The 17,115-nt window shown below is 70.0% G+C and carries 17 protein-coding genes; 10 read left to right on the plus strand and 7 right to left on the minus strand.

The genetic code is table 11. From position 1 onward, the window contains the following. Positions 1-138: 138 nt before the first annotated feature. Entirely contained in the window at positions 139-486 is a 348-nt protein-coding gene (locus ACRWNM_RS22095) for a hypothetical protein (protein WP_431969959.1), read from the plus strand. A gap of 28 nt (positions 487-514) precedes the next feature. Here the strand turns inward: ACRWNM_RS22095 and ACRWNM_RS22100 are convergent, their stop codons facing one another. Both ACRWNM_RS22100 and ACRWNM_RS22105 read right to left on the minus strand, forming a co-directional pair. Continuing rightward, a complete protein-coding gene (locus ACRWNM_RS22100; protein WP_431969960.1) occupies positions 515-1,162 on the minus strand; it encodes a response regulator in 648 nt (215 codons plus the stop codon). Between the two features lie 5 nt (positions 1,163-1,167). Next, positions 1,168-2,331: a sensor histidine kinase gene (locus ACRWNM_RS22105; RefSeq protein ID WP_431969961.1), complete on the minus strand. Its 1,164-nt coding sequence runs from the start codon at positions 2,329-2,331 to the stop codon at positions 1,168-1,170. 108 nt (positions 2,332-2,439) lie between these two features. Here ACRWNM_RS22105 and ACRWNM_RS22110 point away from each other — a divergent pair, with 108 nt between their 5' ends. Continuing rightward, positions 2,440-3,366 carry an ABC transporter ATP-binding protein gene (locus tag ACRWNM_RS22110; RefSeq protein ID WP_431969962.1) on the plus strand — a complete coding sequence of 309 codons (927 nt, stop codon included), beginning with the start codon at positions 2,440-2,442 and terminating at the stop codon, positions 3,364-3,366. Continuing rightward, positions 3,363-4,112, plus strand: coding sequence for a hypothetical protein (locus tag ACRWNM_RS22115; RefSeq protein ID WP_431969963.1), 750 nt, complete (start codon positions 3,363-3,365; stop codon positions 4,110-4,112). The genes ACRWNM_RS22110 and ACRWNM_RS22115 overlap by 4 nt, the downstream gene beginning before the upstream one ends. Before the next feature lie 73 nt (positions 4,113-4,185). On the opposite strand, the gene ACRWNM_RS22120 is transcribed toward ACRWNM_RS22115, so the two are convergent. Next, positions 4,186-6,093, minus strand: coding sequence for a cutinase family protein (locus ACRWNM_RS22120; RefSeq protein WP_431969964.1), 1,908 nt, complete (start codon positions 6,091-6,093; stop codon positions 4,186-4,188). 209 nt (positions 6,094-6,302) lie between these two features. Here ACRWNM_RS22120 and ACRWNM_RS22125 point away from each other — a divergent pair, with 209 nt between their 5' ends. After that, a complete protein-coding gene (locus ACRWNM_RS22125) occupies positions 6,303-6,860 on the plus strand; it encodes an RskA family anti-sigma factor (protein WP_431969965.1) in 558 nt (185 codons plus the stop codon). Between the two features lie 12 nt (positions 6,861-6,872). Here the strand turns inward: ACRWNM_RS22125 and ACRWNM_RS22130 are convergent, their stop codons facing one another. Further along, on the minus strand, positions 6,873-7,313 hold the full coding sequence (locus ACRWNM_RS22130; protein WP_431969966.1) for a hypothetical protein: 441 nt from the start codon (positions 7,311-7,313) through the stop codon (positions 6,873-6,875). 128 nt (positions 7,314-7,441) lie between these two features. After that, a complete protein-coding gene (locus ACRWNM_RS22135) occupies positions 7,442-8,668 on the minus strand; it encodes a lipase family protein (protein WP_431969967.1) in 1,227 nt (408 codons plus the stop codon). A 311-nt stretch (positions 8,669-8,979) separates the two neighbouring features. On the opposite strand from ACRWNM_RS22135, the gene ACRWNM_RS22140 reads away from it, so the two are divergent. Further along, positions 8,980-9,141: a hypothetical protein gene (locus ACRWNM_RS22140; RefSeq protein WP_431969968.1), complete on the plus strand. Its 162-nt coding sequence runs from the start codon at positions 8,980-8,982 to the stop codon at positions 9,139-9,141. A 42-nt stretch (positions 9,142-9,183) separates the two neighbouring features. On the opposite strand, the gene ACRWNM_RS22145 is transcribed toward ACRWNM_RS22140, so the two are convergent. Then, positions 9,184-9,903: a hypothetical protein gene (locus ACRWNM_RS22145; protein WP_431969969.1), complete on the minus strand. Its 720-nt coding sequence runs from the start codon at positions 9,901-9,903 to the stop codon at positions 9,184-9,186. A gap of 459 nt (positions 9,904-10,362) precedes the next feature. On the opposite strand from ACRWNM_RS22145, the gene ACRWNM_RS22150 reads away from it, so the two are divergent. After that, positions 10,363-11,229 carry an aminoglycoside 6-adenylyltransferase gene (locus ACRWNM_RS22150; protein ID WP_431969970.1) on the plus strand — a complete coding sequence of 289 codons (867 nt, stop codon included), beginning with the start codon at positions 10,363-10,365 and terminating at the stop codon, positions 11,227-11,229. A 22-nt stretch (positions 11,230-11,251) separates the two neighbouring features. Here the strand turns inward: ACRWNM_RS22150 and ACRWNM_RS22155 are convergent, their stop codons facing one another. Then, a complete protein-coding gene (locus ACRWNM_RS22155) occupies positions 11,252-12,262 on the minus strand; it encodes a polysaccharide deacetylase family protein (RefSeq protein WP_431969971.1) in 1,011 nt (336 codons plus the stop codon). 115 nt (positions 12,263-12,377) lie between these two features. Between ACRWNM_RS22155 and ACRWNM_RS22160 the strand changes: the two genes are divergently transcribed. The 4 genes from ACRWNM_RS22160 to ACRWNM_RS22175 all read left to right on the plus strand — a co-directional run bounded on the left by ACRWNM_RS22160 (position 12,378) and on the right by ACRWNM_RS22175 (position 17,083). Next, a complete protein-coding gene (locus ACRWNM_RS22160) occupies positions 12,378-13,958 on the plus strand; it encodes a putative glycoside hydrolase (RefSeq protein WP_431969972.1) in 1,581 nt (526 codons plus the stop codon). 326 nt (positions 13,959-14,284) lie between these two features. Further along, complete coding sequence (locus ACRWNM_RS22165) at positions 14,285-15,367, plus strand: ABC transporter substrate-binding protein (protein WP_431969973.1); 1,083 nt, start codon at positions 14,285-14,287, stop codon at positions 15,365-15,367. Beyond that, positions 15,364-16,209 carry an ABC transporter ATP-binding protein gene (locus tag ACRWNM_RS22170; protein ID WP_431969974.1) on the plus strand — a complete coding sequence of 282 codons (846 nt, stop codon included), beginning with the start codon at positions 15,364-15,366 and terminating at the stop codon, positions 16,207-16,209. Before ACRWNM_RS22165 ends, ACRWNM_RS22170 begins: the two co-directional genes overlap by 4 nt. After that, the gene (locus ACRWNM_RS22175; RefSeq protein WP_431969975.1) at positions 16,202-17,083 is read left to right on the plus strand and encodes an ABC transporter permease; all 882 of its coding nucleotides are present in this window, start codon (positions 16,202-16,204) and stop codon (positions 17,081-17,083) included. Before ACRWNM_RS22170 ends, ACRWNM_RS22175 begins: the two co-directional genes overlap by 8 nt. The last annotated feature ends 32 nt before the right edge of the window (positions 17,084-17,115 follow it).

Genomic DNA, 17,115 nt, shown 5'->3' on the forward strand with positions numbered 1-17,115 from the left:
CGCGTGGGTACTCCGTCATCGATGACAAGTACATCCCAGTTTCCCGAGGCGGTGAGCACGATGACATCGACGCAGGCGCTTCGACCGACCACAGAGACGGTCAGTGTGCGAGTACCAGCGGGGCGCATCGGAGTGACGATGCTGCGCACGACCGTGGAATCGACCGCACTGGTCGCCGACGCCGACGCCGAGGACGCGGCCGAGCTCGGACTGATCGTCGAGGAGGTCGCGCGCGGACTCGTCGACGCCGCCACCGACGGCTCGATGCTCGACTGCACCCTGTCGTGCACCGGCCACGCGGCGCAAGTGCGGCTGTCCGCGACCATCCGCTCCGAACTGCACAAGGATCGCCACGCGGTCGGCTGGCAGATCGTGGACGCGCTGACCAGAGACACCAGGGTGCTCAGATCGAGCTTCGATCAGGCCAAACACGGCTATCCGACCGAAGTCGATTTCGATTGGCAGCCGGGGGCTTCCGCCGCCTGAAAGGACAGCGGCCGACGACAGCGCCGGATCAGGGTGTGACGAAACCTGATTCGTAAGCGACGATCACCGCTTGGGTGCGGTCACGCACCCCGAGCTTCCCCAATACCGCGCTCACATGAGACTTCACGGTCTCGGCGCCGATGAACATCTCCGCGGCGATCTCCGCGTTCGACAGACCCTTGGTCATCGAACGCAACACCGCCGCCTCCCGCTCGGTGAGTCCGGCGCGGTCGAGAAGTTCGCGCGCGCGGGCATTGTCGCGTCCGACCGCGAGCGCGCGCAGGGCCGCGGGGTACAGCAGCGAGTCACCTCCGGCGACCGTGCGCACGGCATTGGCGATCTCGGCGGGACGAGATCGCTTGAGCAGGAAGCCGTCCGCGCCCGCTCGAAGGGCACGATAGACGTAGTCGTCGTTCTCGAAAGTCGTGACGATCAGGATTTTCGGCGGTGCGGGCACAGCGCGCAGCACCGCGCGGGTGGCCTCGATGCCGTCCAGCAACGGCATGCGGACGTCCATGGCGATCACGTCCGGCCGCAGCTTCCCGAGGAGCGGGACGACGGCCGCCCCGTCGCCCGCCTCCCCCACGACCTCGATATCGGGCTGGGCGTCGAGAATGACCCGCAGACCCGCACGGGCCAGTGGCTCGTCGTCGACGAGTAGCACTGTGATCGGCACGCGGCTCACCTCGGCTCGCCCAGCGGCAGCTCGACGCGAACCTGCCAGACACCGTCGGCGGGGCCGGTGAACGCGTAGCCGCCGAGAAGTTCCGCGCGTTCGCGAATGCCACGTAATCCGCCTCCGCCGCCGCTCGGCGACGGGAGTTCGGGCAGCGCGTTGGTGACGTCGAGCTCGAGCCGCTCGGCGCCGACGGCGACCCGGACCAGGGTGGGCGACGGCCCGGCGTGGCGCAAGACGTTGGTCAACGCCTCCTGGAGAATCCGGTAGCCCTCGCGCGAGATCGGTCCGGGGACACGGTCCACCGGGCCGGTGGTGCGGTCCTCGATTCGCGCTCCCGCCGATCTCGCGGACTCGAACAGGCGCGGCGCGTCGGCCAGGGTTGGACGCGGACCGCCGGGCGCCTCGGAGTCGCGCAGCACCCGCAGGACGCGATCGAGATCGTCGAGCGCTGCTCGGCCGGTTTCCTCGATGGCGGTCAGCGCTCGCGCGGTGAATTGCGGATCGCCCGCGGTGCGCGCCGCCGCGGCCTGGAGCACGGCGGCGGTGAGCGCGTGACCGATCGAGTCGTGCAGTTCGCGGGCGAGACGATTGTGTTCGAGCAGCTGTTCGGTGCGCTGCTCCAACGCCTTCGTCCGCTCCGCCGCCGAAGGACCGAGCAGCAAACCTGCCAGCGCCGTGACCAGTTCGCCGAGACCGACGAGGGTAGCGAGAACGACGATCACCGGCAGCGGCACGAGAACCACATACCACCAGTGTGGTTGCTCGATCCGTACGAGCGCGTCGAGGGTACCGCCGCCCGCTGCGGCAACGAGGTCCGCGCACAGCAGGATCATCGGCACGCTCACAGCGAGCATCACCGTGCTCAGCGCCAGCCGCGCCTCCAGCCACAGCACCGTGCGCCAGCGGTCCGACCACGACGCAGACGGGGCCGCGGCGATGGTCGCCCGGTCCCGATCGTGGGGCAGCAGGAACAGTCGGGCCTGCATGCCTTCGGCCAGCCGCATCGCCGGTATCAATCCGACCGGAACGGCGAACAGGGCGATCACATAGGGCCGTTCGGCGTCGATGAACAACCACACCGCGACAAATGCCAGGGGCAGGCACAGGTGCAGCCCGCGGGAGTAGGTCACCGGGCGGGCCGGCATCGCGGCGAAGGCACGGAGCATGACCTCATCGTGCCAGCCGCCCGCACCCGATCCGCTCCCCCGAGCGGGGGATATCGAACCCACGCGCAGGGGGAGATTCGCGTCCGCTCCGCGACCAGGCTGGAGGCCGTGACCAGCATCGACGTGCATGAGCTGAGCAAGAACTACGGGCGGATCAGGGCGGTCGACGATGTCACGTTCACCGTGCGGCCCGGCGTCGTCACCGGCTTCCTCGGCCCCAACGGGGCGGGCAAGTCGACGACGATGCGCCTGATCCTCGGGCTCGATCGGCCGACCTCCGGCACCGCCTCGCTCGGCGGGCAGTCGTTCGTCGACTCCGGGCAACCGCTCGCGCTGGTGGGCGCGCTCCTCGATCCTTTCGCCGCCCACCCCGCCCGGACCGCGCGCGACCATCTGCTCGCGCTGGCGGTGAGCAACCGCCTCGCACCGCGCCGCGCCGAGCGCGTGCTCGAGGAAGTCGGCCTCGCCGAGGCCGCGCGCAGGCGGATCAGGACCTTCTCGCTCGGGATGCGCCAGCGGCTCGGCATCGCGGCCGCCCTGCTCGGCGATCCACCGGTGTTGATGCTGGACGAGCCATCGAACGGCCTCGATCCCGAAGGGATCATCTGGATCAGGGAAACGCTGCGCAGACTCGCGGGCGAGGGCCGCACGGTGCTGGTCTCCAGCCATCTGATGGGCGAGACGGCGTCGTTCGCCGACCACCTGCTCGTCCTCGGCCGCGGCAGGGTGCTGGCCGACACGACGCTGGACGATTTCATCGCCACCCACGCGCAGCGCCGCGTCCGGGTGCGCACCGCCACCGGGACACGCGTGCGCGAGGTGCTCACGCGCTCCGGCCTCGATCCTGTCGAGGACGACGACGATCGCTGGCTGGTGCCCGGCGTCCGGGCCGAGGAACTCGGGGCTTTGCTTGCCCGCGAAGGCATTCCGGTGCTCGAACTCGCCGACGAACACGCCTCGCTCGAAAACGCCTACCTCGCCCTCACCTCGGGCGAAGCCGAGTACGCCACCCGACCCACCACCACGGAGGTATGACCGTGTCGTTCGCGCCCGTACTCCATTCCGAATGGATCAAGACCCGTTCGCTGCCGTCGCTCGGCGGCGTGCTCGCGCTGCTGTATCTGGTCACCGCCGGCTTCTCGCTGGTCGGCAGCGCCACCCTCGGTCGCGAGAAGGCCGCCGATCCGGACTTCGACCCGCTGCTGACGTCCTTCTACGGCGTCAACTTCGGGCAGGTCGTGGCGATCTGCTTCGGCGCGCTCTGTGCCGCGGCGCAGCTCGAGAACAACGGGACGCGGGTTTGGTTGCTCGCCGTGCCTCGGCGCGGCCTGCTGTATACGGCCAACCTGGCCGTCATCGCTGGGGCGACCTTCCTCGTCGGCCTGGCGACCGGGCTCACCTGCGTCTTCGCCGGGCAACCACTGCTCGACGAGAGTCGCCTCACCTTCGACGATCCGGCGGGCCTGCGCGCGGTCGTCGGGTGCTCCCTGTATCTCACGCTGATGGCTCTGCTCGGGGCCGGAATCGCCACTCTCCTGCGGAGCCGCGCCGCAGCCATCGGCGTTCTCATCCCAACCGTGCTGTTGCTGTCGTTCGTCCTCGGCGATGTCGGTGCCGACAGCGGCGTCGTCGCCTTCCTCCCGGACCGCGCCGGTCGCCAGGTCCTCGTGCTCGACCCCGTCGGCCCGCTCGATCCGTGGACCGGGCTGCTCGTCACCGCCGCTTGGTCGGCCACGGCGATCTGGGCGGGGTGGCAGCGGCTGCGGCGACACGACGCCTGAGGTGATGGGCGCGTGCCCGAACCCGCCGCGCCGCATCTCACGGCGCCTTCCGTACCGGACCGCGGCCGGTCCCTCACCCAGCGCCGGCGCGATCGAGGAACCACCGCGCCAGCCAGTCGACTGCGGTGCGGCCGTCGGCATCGATCACATAGCGTCCGTAGCTCTGGTGTGCGCCCGAGGCGACGAAGGCGGTGGCGCTCAACGCTTCCGAGATCAATCGGAGCAGGGCATCGGGTCCCTGCCCGCCGACCGCGCCGAGCACGTTGCGCGTGAGCCGGTGCAGTTCCGCGCCCGCGGGGCCGGTGAGGTCGTCCACGGCCAGTGTCACGAAGCCGAACAATGTCGGGATCACGGCGTTCATTCGTGCCGCGATGTCCAGCGGCGCCGCGCCCGCGCCGACGGCCTGGACCACGCCCCACAGATCGTCTTGCAGCAGACTCACCTGACCGACCAGCGCGGGGGTATCGATCTCGGCGAGCGCCCGCACCAGTTGCGCGGCGAGGTGGACCGCGCCGCTGTCGTCCGGGATCAGGCCGAGCAGCCGCGACACCTCACGCAGGTCGTCGCGCACCGTCCACACCAGCGGGGCGAACGCCGAATTGAGTCGCGCGACAAGGTCGTACAGTTCGCGCACGACGGCCGAGAAGTCCACGCCCGCGCCGATCATGGTGGCGAGGCGCACCAGCGCTTCGCCCATCGCGGGCAGCCGCGCGGCGAACTGGACGCTGTCGGCGGCCACCGCCGCGATCCGCCCGATCAGCACCGAGGGCCACCGCTCGGCGAGCACCCGCCACGCCGCGCGCAACGCCTCCTCGGATTCGGTGCGCACCAGCTCGAGCAGCGGCCCGGTCGCGTCGACGACCACAGCGACGACATCGCCTGGCGCAGGGAAAGATTCGGGACCTGGCTCCGCGATCACGTCGAGCGCGTCCAACGCGGCGCCGATATCGGATCGTGCGACGCCGTCCAGCACCGCCGCGGCGAGGCGCTCCGGCGAGCCCGCCGCGCCCGCCGCGAGATCGACTCGCGCCGCGGGATGTTCGTTCATCCAGCGATCCAGCTCACGCAGCGGGCGCAGCGTCGCGCTCAGCTCGCCCGCCGCGGCCGCGAGCCGGGCGGCGGCGTTCGTCCCCACCGCGCCGTATCCACCGAGGCGGTCGATCGCGGCGGGCAGCTCCGCCAGTCGCACGTCGCCGAAATCGGAGGCGAGCAGGGTGTTCAGCGCGGCGGTCGACGAGTCGTTCGCGGTCGCCGGGTCGGCGTCGCTCGGTTGGGCGAGCAACCGTCCGAGGGACGCGAGCAGCGGGTGGGCAGCCACGTCGGTCGAGCAGTACCGGTCTTTGGTCGCGCAGATCTGGGCCGTCACGGCCGACACCGCGCAGAAGCCGCTCGGACGCGGGCCCGCGATGCCCTGGCCGGGGACGGGCGGGCCGATCAGGGTCGCGCCTCCGGTGCCCTGGCGCGGGTCGGCGATCAGGCCCACCGCGAGCACACGGTCCGCGGCGATCGGCGCGCCGGTGCAGCCGATCTCCGCGGCCAGGTCACCCATCGCGTCGGCGCCCTGGCTGTATCCGGCGAGGACGAATCTCGTTGCGGGGCAGTCACGCCCGAAGTCGGTGACAGCGCGCGAGGCCGCCGCGACGCCGGTCGCCTTGCTGTCGCCGTAGGGCATTCGATCGAACGCCGCGGCCTCGTAGGCCGGGAACCGGAAGGCGAACGAGTCGCCGAGACCGGCCGACAACCCGGTGGCCAGCGGCGCCAGCATGCCCACCGGCGCGGTCTCGTCCGCCCACGGATTCGTCTCCCAGGTTCCGGGCAGGAAGACCCCGGCGACCGCAGGGCAGCCCGGGTCCGCCTCGGCGCGCCCGCCGACCGCACCGGGTACGACGGCGGTGACCACCGCGACCACCGCCGCGATCAGCAGCAGCGGCGCCGCACGCATCCCGTTCGAGACCGCGCCGGTAGGTCCGGATCGATTCACCTGAGCACCTCCTGCCGCTCGGGCCCAGGCCGAGTCCCGAAAATCGCCAACCTATTTCATCAATGAAGGCCGCCCACCCGAGGTGAAACGAGAGAATTTCACACAATTCGTCGCCGAAACCCCATCCGCGCGCCGGAGGGCACCGAAGTCCATACCGTCCAATCAGCGAGGGCCACGCTCGGCTCGTACGACGGAAGCACCAAGCAGCGATGACAATGAAGAACCCGCTGGAACACTCCGAGGCGGACCTGCTCGAGCTGGCCTACCCGTACGCGTTGCATGCCGTGACCGAGGTCGAGCGCCGGCTCATCGAAGAACGACGTGCGGCCGCCGACCGGGTGAGCGCCGCGGAGTTCGACGAGACGGTCGACCAGGTGCGAGAAACGTTGGCGGCGTTGAGCGTTCTCGACGCGCGGACCCCGCCCGCCGGTCTGGAGCACCGATTGATGCGGGCGCTCGACTGCGCCGTCGGTCCGGCGTCCGCTCGCCGGAACCGCGGCCGATCGCGCCGGAACCGGTTCGCCGCCGTGCTGGCGCTGTTGATCGCCCTCGGCGCGGGCGTCGCCGCGGTCACCCATCGCCGATCGCGCCTACCAGGTGTGACCGGCGCAGTGCAGTGGGAGCCCGGACCATCGGCGGCCCGCCGCGCCGGACGAGTCGCCCGGCGCGCCGCTCGCGATCCGGGCCCTGAGCGACCGGCACCGCCGCGATCGCTGCCTAGCCCGTCGGCTCCGAGCAGCCGACGGCGACGCCCGCCTCGGGCCTGACTCGAGAAACGATCAGCCGGCCGAACCGGTCGACTGCCGCCGCGGAGTGTTGTCGATCTCGGCGCTGCGGTGCTCGATCAGCACCGGGTAGGTGATCACGACCTCGGGCGGCCCGATGGTGGGCGGCGGGTAGTCGTAGCCACGGCCGTCCGGGTTCATGACCGGCGGGTGATGCTCCAGTTTGCCGGGAACGGTGACGTGCGGGCACCCGGCGAGGACCGGGGTCGTCGCCTGCGGCCGCGCGTACGTCACGACCGAAACCTGGCCCGCCCCATCCGAACACGTCACGACGGACCGCACCCGGTAGGTGTCGTCGGTGTCGTTGCGACAGCTGAATTGCTTGCACGAGACGCCGGGCGCCAGCTCCTGCGCGACCGCCTGCGGCGCCAGCACCCCGGCCGCCGCCATGACGAAGGACGCGAGGCCGAGGCCGAACGTCAACCTTTGACGCATCAGTGAATCACTCCTATCGAAGGGCCCCGACCCGACGGCCAATATACCGACGATCGCCGTGTGCGCACCGTGCCCGCCTTTCACCAGCGGCGTTGCCCGGCAGGAGATTTGGAATTCCGCGCGGGGCGTCACACGGCCGGAGCCAGCTCGCCGAACCACGCGAGGATCTGGGGCAGCGCGAGGCGAACGGTCGCCGAGTGGTCGACGGGCCCGAGATCGACCACGCTCGCCCGGTCGCCGCCGAGTGTCGCGAGGCACAGTTCGGCGTTCGCCGCGGGCACGGCGCGGTCGGCCGAGGAAACGTAGAGCCGCACCGGCGCGCGGGGCGTCCAGTCGCAGGCACGGTCGCTGTCGGTCATCGCGCGCAGCGCCGCGCCGGTCGGGTCGAGCGCGAGGGCCTGGAAGCGCGGGGTCAGCAGTTCGCGCGGGGTGGCGGGCAGTGCGGTGGAGACCGTGAGAACGTCGTGACGACCGTCGAAGAGCTGTTCCACACGCTCGGCGTAGGGCTGCTGGAACGCCTCGCCCGGTTCGTCGTAGAGGTGGTAGATCCGATTCATCGCGGTGAGCCAGTAGGCGATGTACAGCACCGCGGCGCGCGAGGTCATGCGGCCGTCCAGCGCGGCGGGCGCCTGCACCTCGCGGACGGCGTACGGACCGCTCACGGCGGCGACTCCCGCCAGCGTGAAACCGAGGTCCGGCGCGGCGGCCACCCGCTCGGCCAGGGCCATCGCGGCCTGGCCGCCCTGGGAGAACCCGGTGACCAGCAGCGTGTCGTCGAGCTCGCGCCCCTCCCGCTCGGCCACCGTCCGCGCGGCGCGCAGCAGATCCACCGACGCGCTGGCCTCGGTCGGCGCGTGCGCGTACGGGTGCACGCCAGGCCCCTCGCCGAGGCCGAGATAGTCCGGGGCGACCGCTGCGTACCCGGCGGCCGCGAACAGGGCGGTGCGTGCCCGGTCCGTCTCGGCGTCGGCGGAGGGCGCTTCGTCCTTGCGCACGATCGTGCCGTGCGCATAGCTGACGACCGGCAGCCTGCGCGCCTCGGTGCGCGGCAGGACCACGAGGCCGCTCGCGGTGGTGTCGGCGCCGTCGGGCGCCGAGGTGCGATAGACGACCCGGTAGGCGTCGACGCCGTTGCGGACCGGGGTCTCGATCGCCCATTCGTCCAGGTACGCGGCCGTCTGCTCGGTCGTCGTGCCGAGCACCGGCGTCACCGAGACGACCTCGCCGGGCGACCCCGCGACGCCGCCGCGCTGCGCACCGCACGCCACCAGCCCGGCCAGCAGCAGGACCAGCGCCGACACGAGCGCCACCGAGGACCGAAGCGCCCGCCTCGGCGCAGCCGCCTTCGTAGCCATCAGCCCACACTCCCACCACGAGCGGGTAATGCGCCACCGACCGGCGGAATCAGGAGTGCCACCTCTCTCGGCGTTCGCAAACCAGGCGCCGTACGGGACGTGCCTCCGAAAAGTTTCCCTCCCGAAATGCTGACGTCCGCTAAAATTGTGGCTACCTGGAATCAGAAGTGGGTCGACGTCCTGACCGCGTGATCTCGTTCGGGGGCAGGAAGTCCAAGGGGTTCTCCCGTCGGTCCTGTGCAATGGAGCACGCCGCGATGGCTCGCGGCCCGACCACGTATGCGCCCGGCCCACCTGCCGAGGAGGCACGCATGGTCGACAACGCCGCAACCGAGCAGTCCGAACCCGATCCCGCCGTCGTCATCTGGCCCGAACCCAGTCGGCTCGACGCCTGGTGGCAGCGCGTCATGTTCGGATCGAGCGCTCGGCCGGCCACCCCGCGCGAGTCACGGTACGGCACCACGCGGCAGTAGCCTTTTCCACGCATTTCGACCGCTCCGCGCCCGGAGCGTCGCTCAGCTCGGCTCAGAGACGTCGACGAGCGGTTCTTCGGGGTACGTCGCGTCCGTCATCGAGTCGTCGAGCACCATCCAGCTCGCCCGAGCGGGACCGAATGCGTTGCGCGCGTTGGAGATCACCGTCTCGGCCAGCACCCGGTTGCCGGTCGCGCCGACGATCGCGCCGATGCCCGCCGGGATCACCCGCCCGAACGCGAGCACACTGCGTTTGGCGATGGCCGGCACGACGATTCGCTCGAGCACGTCCTCGTTCAGGCTCGACACACCGGGAATCCGGTTCGCGAGCTCGGTGGCCCAGTTCTTGGCCGCGTTCGCGGTGTTCTTGCCGACGAACTGGACGCCGCCGGGTCCGAACACGATGCCGGACACCAGCGCGGTCTCGCGCGCGATCTCATCGGGTTCGACACCGTGGATCGCGGCGGCGGTGAGCGCGTAGAGCAGCGACGCCTCGACGAAGAAGACCGTCTCCACACCCATCGCCGCCAGGCCGGTGACCACGCCGATCCCCGGCACGGCAGCGCAGACGCCCACCGCGGCGCCGCTCGCGGTCACCGCGAGGAGATAGTGCCGCCGCACGCGTTCGAGAACCTGCTCCGGCGTCTCGTCTGGATACGCGCCGCGCAGCCAGTCTTCGTACCGTTCGACCAGCGGCGTCTGCGCTCTCGCGCTCTTGTCGATCGCCGACAGCACGATCTTGTCCACCCGTTCCCGGATCATCGACCACGACCTTCCTGCGTCCGCCCGCGGGCGGAGCGACGAAATACGACTGGTGAGGGATACCTCGAATCCGCGATTACTCACGGCGAAGTGTGCCTTGTCATAGCCGATCGATCCATCTCTTGCCCGTCGTGGCGTCGAACGCGTCGGCTCGTGGCACGACCGTGACCGCTTCGCGCGCACCGCGCAACACAGCGTGACCTCGGCGGAATTACGACCTGCAACACCTTCTGTCTGCGTAAATTCGGTAACGACACGATGTCTTTCACCCGAAACGGGCTGGTGCAGCAAATTATTGGCTTACGCTGGAACAGCCTTGGTAGCCCCGAGGTTGCAGGGTGGGTCGCAATGCCCCCAAAGCGCCCACCATCGCCGTGCAGGTCAGCTGGGACCAGGGTCCCGGCTTCAGCCCGAATCCCATCTGGCCCGCCGGAATTCCGCTCTTGATACGGTCGTCCGATGGAGGATGCCGAGGAACTCCTCGCCGCCGTCGTCACCTGGGCACGGCAGGACGACCGGATCACCGCACTCGTGCAGACCGGATCGCGCGGCCGCGGCGACCGAATCGACCGATACTCCGATCTCGATCTGGAGATCATCACTCCGCACTGGCCGGAATTCTTCGCCGACCGGAGCTGGCTGCACCGCTTCGGCGACGTCCTGCTGGCCGTGTCCTTCGAGGACGAGAACGAGGACGAGGCGATGGACCACCCGTGGCCCGCTCCCCTGGTTGTCGTCTACGCGGGTGGTCGCAAGATGGATGTCACGATCGCGGGCGAGGAACGCCTCACCGGCATGATCGAGCACGGACTCGACGAGTTGTACCAGCGCGGCTTCCGCGTCCATCTGGACCGCGCGGGCCTCGCCGCGCGGCTGCCTGCGCCCACCGGGGAAACCCCGAAGCCCGCGCTGCCCGATCTCGCCGAATTCACCGCGGTCACCGACGAATTCCTCTTCGAGGCCACGCAGGTGCCGATCTACCTGAACCGTGGCGAGCTGTGGGTGGCGAAGTTCCGGGACAACACCATGAAGGAGTGCCTGCTCCTCATGCTCGAGTGGTACGGGGCGAGCGACCCGGACCGTCCGCGCTACACCTGGTACATCGGCCACCACATGGACGAGTGGCTGCCCGCCGACCTGTGGCGGCGGGTGCACGAGACCTTCGGCCGCTTCGACGCCGACGACGCGCGGCGGGCGCTGGATGCCACGGTCGACCTGTTCGCGGAGGTCGCCGCCGAAGTCGCCGCCCGGCTCGGTTTCCCCTGGCACGGCGAACCCGTCGACGGCGTGCGACGACTGCTCGCCGAGTACCGGACGCACCGCTGAGCGGCCTTGGCCGGTGGGGCATTCAGTAGGCGCGCGCCCGATCCGCCCACGCCGCAGCGATTTCCGGCGCGAGACCGCGCGGGAACGAGACACGGCCGGGATCACCGTCGGACGTATAGCGCAGGCTCGGGTCCCGGGCGAGCCGGTCCAGCCAGTGCGCCGAATCGAACGGAACCTCTCCGCGCCCTGACCTGATCCGCGGAACACCGGCGGGATCGATCGCACCGTAGGGCGAGGGCGCGGGTTCGGCGCCCACCAGCATGACGGCCGCGAAGGAGTAGGGCGTGCCGTCCCATTCGCCCGCGGCGGCGAGCCGCCGGTCGGCGGGAAAGATGCCCAGCGGCAAGGCCATGGTGCGTACCGGGGCACCCGGTGCGGCCGCGGCGACGGCGCGCAGGTTCTGCACCAATTCGCGCTGCACTCCGGCCGCGTCCAAGCGGGACAGGTTGGCGTGCGATGCGGTGTGCGCGCCGAGGTCGTAGCCGTGTCCGGCGAGCCAGGCCAGCGCGCGGCGGTCGTCGCCGAATGCCTCGTTGTTCACGTAGAACGTCGCGGTCGGGCGGAAATCCGGGTGCGCGGCACCGAATTCCTCGAGTATGCCGATGGCGCTGTCCGGCGCGGGGCGTCCATCGCCGGTCAGGGTGAGCTGACTGACCGGCGAATCGTCGAAGGTGAGCACCACCGGGTGCGTGCCCGCCGGGATGTCGATGGCGCCGGAGACGTAGTCCGCGGCGGTGACCGGGCGGTAGCCCTCGCGGTACAGCCGCTCGAGTTCCGCGCGGAATTCCTCGGGCGTCTGGTCGTATTCGCCGGCGGGGTGCGCAGTCACCTGGTGGTACATCAGCACCGGGACGAGCCCGAGCTCGTTCGCGCCGACGGCGGCCGGGTCCACCGGCGGGGGCGTGGGTGCGGCGGGGGCCGGGCTGGAAACCACGGCGGGCGTGGTGGATTCGGCCGCGCCGCACCCGAGCAGCAGCGCGAACGTCAGCACCGACAGTGCGCATCGATACGCCAACGCGCCAAAGCTCGCCATCGGCTCACCGTACGCGGGCAATGTGCCGAATCAGCGACTTATGGGCGAAATGCCCGACATCGGGCCGCGCCGCCGTGGATAGTAGGGCAACTCGAGTCGAAAGTTGGTGCGCGCGTTGCTCAGACGTGTTCCGGATACCCGCGCTCGGCGGCTCGCTGCGATCGCGGTGGCCGTCGTCGGGTCGATGCTCGCCGCCGCGGTCCTTGTCGCGGCGTTCCGGCCTGCCGCCGAACGGTTCACCGTGACGGGGCTGCCCGCCGGCGTCGTCGGCGCCGCGGCCGCGCCGGAGCTGGCGCTGCGCGTCGACGTGGCGGGCCACGACCCGAACGCGGTCCGTCTCGAGCTCGACGGCACACCGGTCGAGGGCGTGGTCGAGGGCGACGACGTGGTCTACCGCCCGGGTGTATTGCCGGACGGCCCACACGAATTCACCGCGAAGATCCCCGTGGGCGGCCCGCTCGGCTTCCTGCGCTCCGATCCCGGCGCCACCGAGTCGTTCACGGTGGATTCGACGCCGCCCACGGTACAGCTGGACCGGACCGAGCCCGTGCGCTCCTACCGCGAGCCGGTCACGCTGCGCGGCAAGGCGATCGGCGCGCAGCGGGTCTCGGTCGGCGACGTCTCGGCGCCGACCGGTGACGACGGCGCCTTCGAGATCACCCTGCCGCGCGCGCCGAGCGGCGCCGAGCTCGTCGCGGTCGACGCCGCGGGCAACACGACGCGAACGCCCCTCACGGCGATCGTCGAGCTGCCGAGGATCAGGGCGGTGCACGTCACCGCGCACGCGTGGTCGCACGAAGGGCTGCGCGAGGGCGTGCTCGACCTGGCCCGCGCCGGACGCATCGATACTGTCCAGCTCGACATCAAGGACGAGGACGGCGTCGTCGGCTACGACTCCCAGGTGCCGCTGGCCAGGGAATCCGGCGCCGCCACGGCGATATACGACGCGCGCGCCGCGCTGACCCGGTTGCACGAGATGGGCCTGCGGGTGATCGGCCGGATCGTGGCGTTCCGCGACCCGACACTGGCCGAATGGGCCTGGCACGCGGGACGGACGGATTGGGTCGTGCAGAATCCCGGGGGCCAGCCGTATTCCAGCAAGTACGGGGCGATCGCCTTCACCAATTTCGCGCACCCGGAGGTGCGCAAGTACAACATCGATCTCGCGGCCGAAGCGGCGGCGCTCGGGTTCGACGAGATCATGTACGACTACATCCGGCGTCCGGACGGCAGCCTGTCGAGCATGGCGTTTCCCGGCGCGACGGTCGACCCGATCGTCTCGATCGCGGAGTTCCTGCGCGAGAGCCGGGATCCGGTGCACGACGCGGGCGCTTTCCAGAGCGCCGCGGTGTTCGGCATCGCCGCCACCCGGCCGGATCAGATCGCCCAGGACATTCCGATGATGGCCGCGCACCTCGACTACGTGGCGCCGATGGTCTATCCCTCGCACTGGAACTCGGGCGAGTACGGGGTCGCGAACCCGAATGGGCAGCCGTACGACATCGTGCTGCGCTCGCTGGAGGATTTCCGCCGGATCACCGAGGGCACCGGCGCGAAGGTCGTGCCGTGGCTACAGGACTTCAGCCTGGGCGTCACCTACGGTCCCGCCGAGGTCCAGGCCCAGATCGACGCGACCGCGGCCGCCGGGATCGACAGCTTCGTGCTGTGGAGTCCCGTCGTGCGGTACCACCTCTGAGCGCACCCCAAGGATTAGGCGCGACCTGCGCGGAATCATTGTCGCGCCGCGTCGGCCACGCGATAGTGCTTGCACGTCCGATTTGCCGCCGACACACGGGAGGTTCCCCATGGGTGAGCCCTATTCGTCGCGGGCAATGATCGTCTCCCTGCCGCTGACGCGTCGCCGCACGGTGGATCTCATGCGCGTCCCGCACGGAGTCTGTCGCCGCTGAACGGTGGCGCTTCGCCGCGCCACGCCCCTCGATCAGGTAGCCCTTCCCACGCTCACCTGCCGTACCGGCATGCCCTCGTCCGGTGGTGAGCGCATTCAGAAAGAACCGAAAGATGTTGTCCCTGAATCGACGACCGCGGGTGATCCGCGCGCTCGCCGCCGTCTTCGCGATCCCCACCGCCGTGGCGGTCCTGGCCGGGTGCGGCTCGTCCGAACCCGCCACCACCGCCGACGGCAAAACCGTGCTCCGCTACCAGGGGTCCACCGGCCAGGTCTCGGCCTTCGAATTGGCGGCCGATCTCGGCTACTTCTCGGAAATCGAGCTGCACTGGGAAGGCGACACCACCAGCGGGCCCGCCAACATCCAGGCCGCGGCCACCAAGCAGATCGAATTCGGCAGCGCCTTCAACGGCGCCGTCGTGAAGCTGGTGTCAGGCGGCGCGCCGGTCACCTCCGTGCTGAGTTCCTATGGCGCCGACGAACTCTCCTACACCGGCTACTTCGTGCGCGACGATTCCGGCATCACCTCTGCCCGGGATCTGATCGGCAAGAAGGTCGGAATCAACACCCTCGGCGCGCACCACGAGTTCGTCACGCGCGAATGGCTGCATCGCGAGGGGCTGAGCGATCAGGAGATCAAGCAGGTCGAGCTCGTGGTGGTGCCACCGGTGAACACCGAGGAAGCGCTGCGCAACAAGCAGATCGACGTGGCCGCGCTCGGCGGCGTGTTCCGGGAGACCGCGGTCGAGCGCGGCGGCATCCACCCGCTCTTCGCCGACAAGGCGATCTTCGGCGAGTTCGACTACGGCACCTACGTTTTCCGCAACGACTACATCCAGCAGCACCCGGCGGCGGTGCGCGACTTCGTGCAGGGCACGGCCCGCGCCACCCGCTGGCTCCAGGTGACGCCGCGCGACCAGGTACTCGCCCGCTTCGAATCCATCATCACCAAGCGCGGGCGCAACGAGAACACCGCACTGCTGAAGTACTGGCGCAGCCCCGGCATTCCGGTGCCCGGCGCGGTGATCGCGGAGAAGGAGCTGCAGATCTGGATCGACTGGCTGGTCCGCAACGGCGACCTGGCCCAGGGCAAGCTCTCGGCGAAGGACCTGTTCACCAACAAGGACAACCCGTACGCGAACGGCACCTACGGACCGACCACGGGCCCGACCGGAGAGGTGGTGGCAGCGAAATGACCGGCACCGCAGTCAAACTCCGCCTCAGCGGGGTGAGCAAGCAGTTCGCGATCCGCGGCTCGCAGGAACAGTTCACCGCGCTGGAGGACATCTCGCTCGACCTGCGCGAGGGCGAGTTCCTCGTGCTCGTCGGCCCCAGCGGGTCGGGCAAGTCGACGCTGCTGGATCTGCTCGGCGGGTTGAGCAAGCCCACTTCGGGACAGCTGCTGCTGGACGGCAAGCCGATCACCAAACCCGGCCTCGACCGCGGCATCGTGTTCCAGCAGTACGCGCTGCTGCCGTGGCGCACCGCGCGGACGAACATCGAGTTCGGGCTCGAGGCCAAGGGACTGCGCCGGGCGCAGCGCCGGGAACTGGCCGAGCACTACCTGGAACTGGTCGGACTGGCCGGGTTCGGCGACCGCTACCCGCACGAGCTGTCCGGCGGCATGAAACAGCGCGTGGCCATCGCGCGCAGCCTCGCCTTCGACCCCGAGGTGCTGCTGATGGACGAGCCGTTCGCCGCGTTGGACGCGCAGACCCGGGAATCGTTGCAGGACGAGCTGTTACGCATCTGGAAGGCGACCGGGAAGACGATCTTGTTCATCACCCACGGCATCGACGAGGCGGTCTACCTCGGACAGCGGGTCGCGGTGCTGACCTCGCGGCCGGGGCGGGTCAAGTCGATCCTCGAGATCGACATCGACCGCGAATCCGGAGCCGACATCCGTTCCGGCGAGCGTTTCCGCGAATACCGGCACGCGATCTGGGAGCTGTTGCAGACCGAAGTGAGTCGCGCGCAGGGAATCGAACGCGCGGAGATCGGCTCCGCGGGCAACGAGAGGAGGCACGCCCATGTCTAGCGCAGTGCCGGTCTTGGAGAAGACCGCAGGCCACAGGGCCGAACCGAAGACATCCACGCCCGCCCGACCGGCGCGCGTGCGTCCCGCACAAGCGTCCCGGTTGCTCGCCGCCGCCGTGCGGCTCGGCTGGCGCCTGCTGAAACCGACGATCGTCATCGCGCTGTTCCTCGCGCTGTGGGAGAGCGCGCCGCGGGTCGGGCTCGTCGACGAGGTCTTCCTGCCGCCCTTCTCGGTCGTGGTGCAGGCGTTCGCCGATCTGGTGGCCAGCGGCGAGATGTGGGAGCACGTCTCCACCAGCCTGACCCGCTCGCTCAGCGGTTTCACCTTGGCGCTGCTGGTCGCCATCCCGGTCGGCATCGGCATCGCCTGGTACCGGCCGGTAGCCGAGTTCCTGAATCCGATCCTCGAACTGTTCCGCAATACCGCTGCGCTGGCCCTGCTTCCGGTCTTCGTGCTGATCCTCGGCATCGGCGAGACGTCGAAGGTCGCGCTGGTGCTCTACGCGAGCTTCTTCCCGATCCTGCTGAACACCATCACCGGCGTGCGCACCGTCGACCCGCTGCTGATCAAGTCGGCGGTCTCGCTCGGCTTCGGACCGCTGCGGCTGTTCCAGAAGGTGGTGCTGCCCGCTGCGGTGCCGTCGATCTTCACCGGTGTCCGGATGGCCGCGGCGTCCTCGATCCTGGTGCTCATCGCCGCCGAAATGGTCGGCGCGCGCGCGGGACTCGGCTATCTCATCACCGCCGCGCAGCAGAACTTCCAGATCCCGAACATGTACGCGGGCATCCTCGCCATCTCGCTGCTCGGCCTGACCTTCAACTGGATCCTCGTCGCACTCGAGCGCCGCTTCTCCCGCTGGCGCAACCACTCCTGATCGTGCTCTTCCGAAAGAACGCAGAACCCCAC

The organism is Nocardia sp. bgisy134 (assembly GCF_965341865.1).
Lineage (GTDB): Bacteria > Actinomycetota > Actinomycetes > Mycobacteriales > Mycobacteriaceae > Nocardia.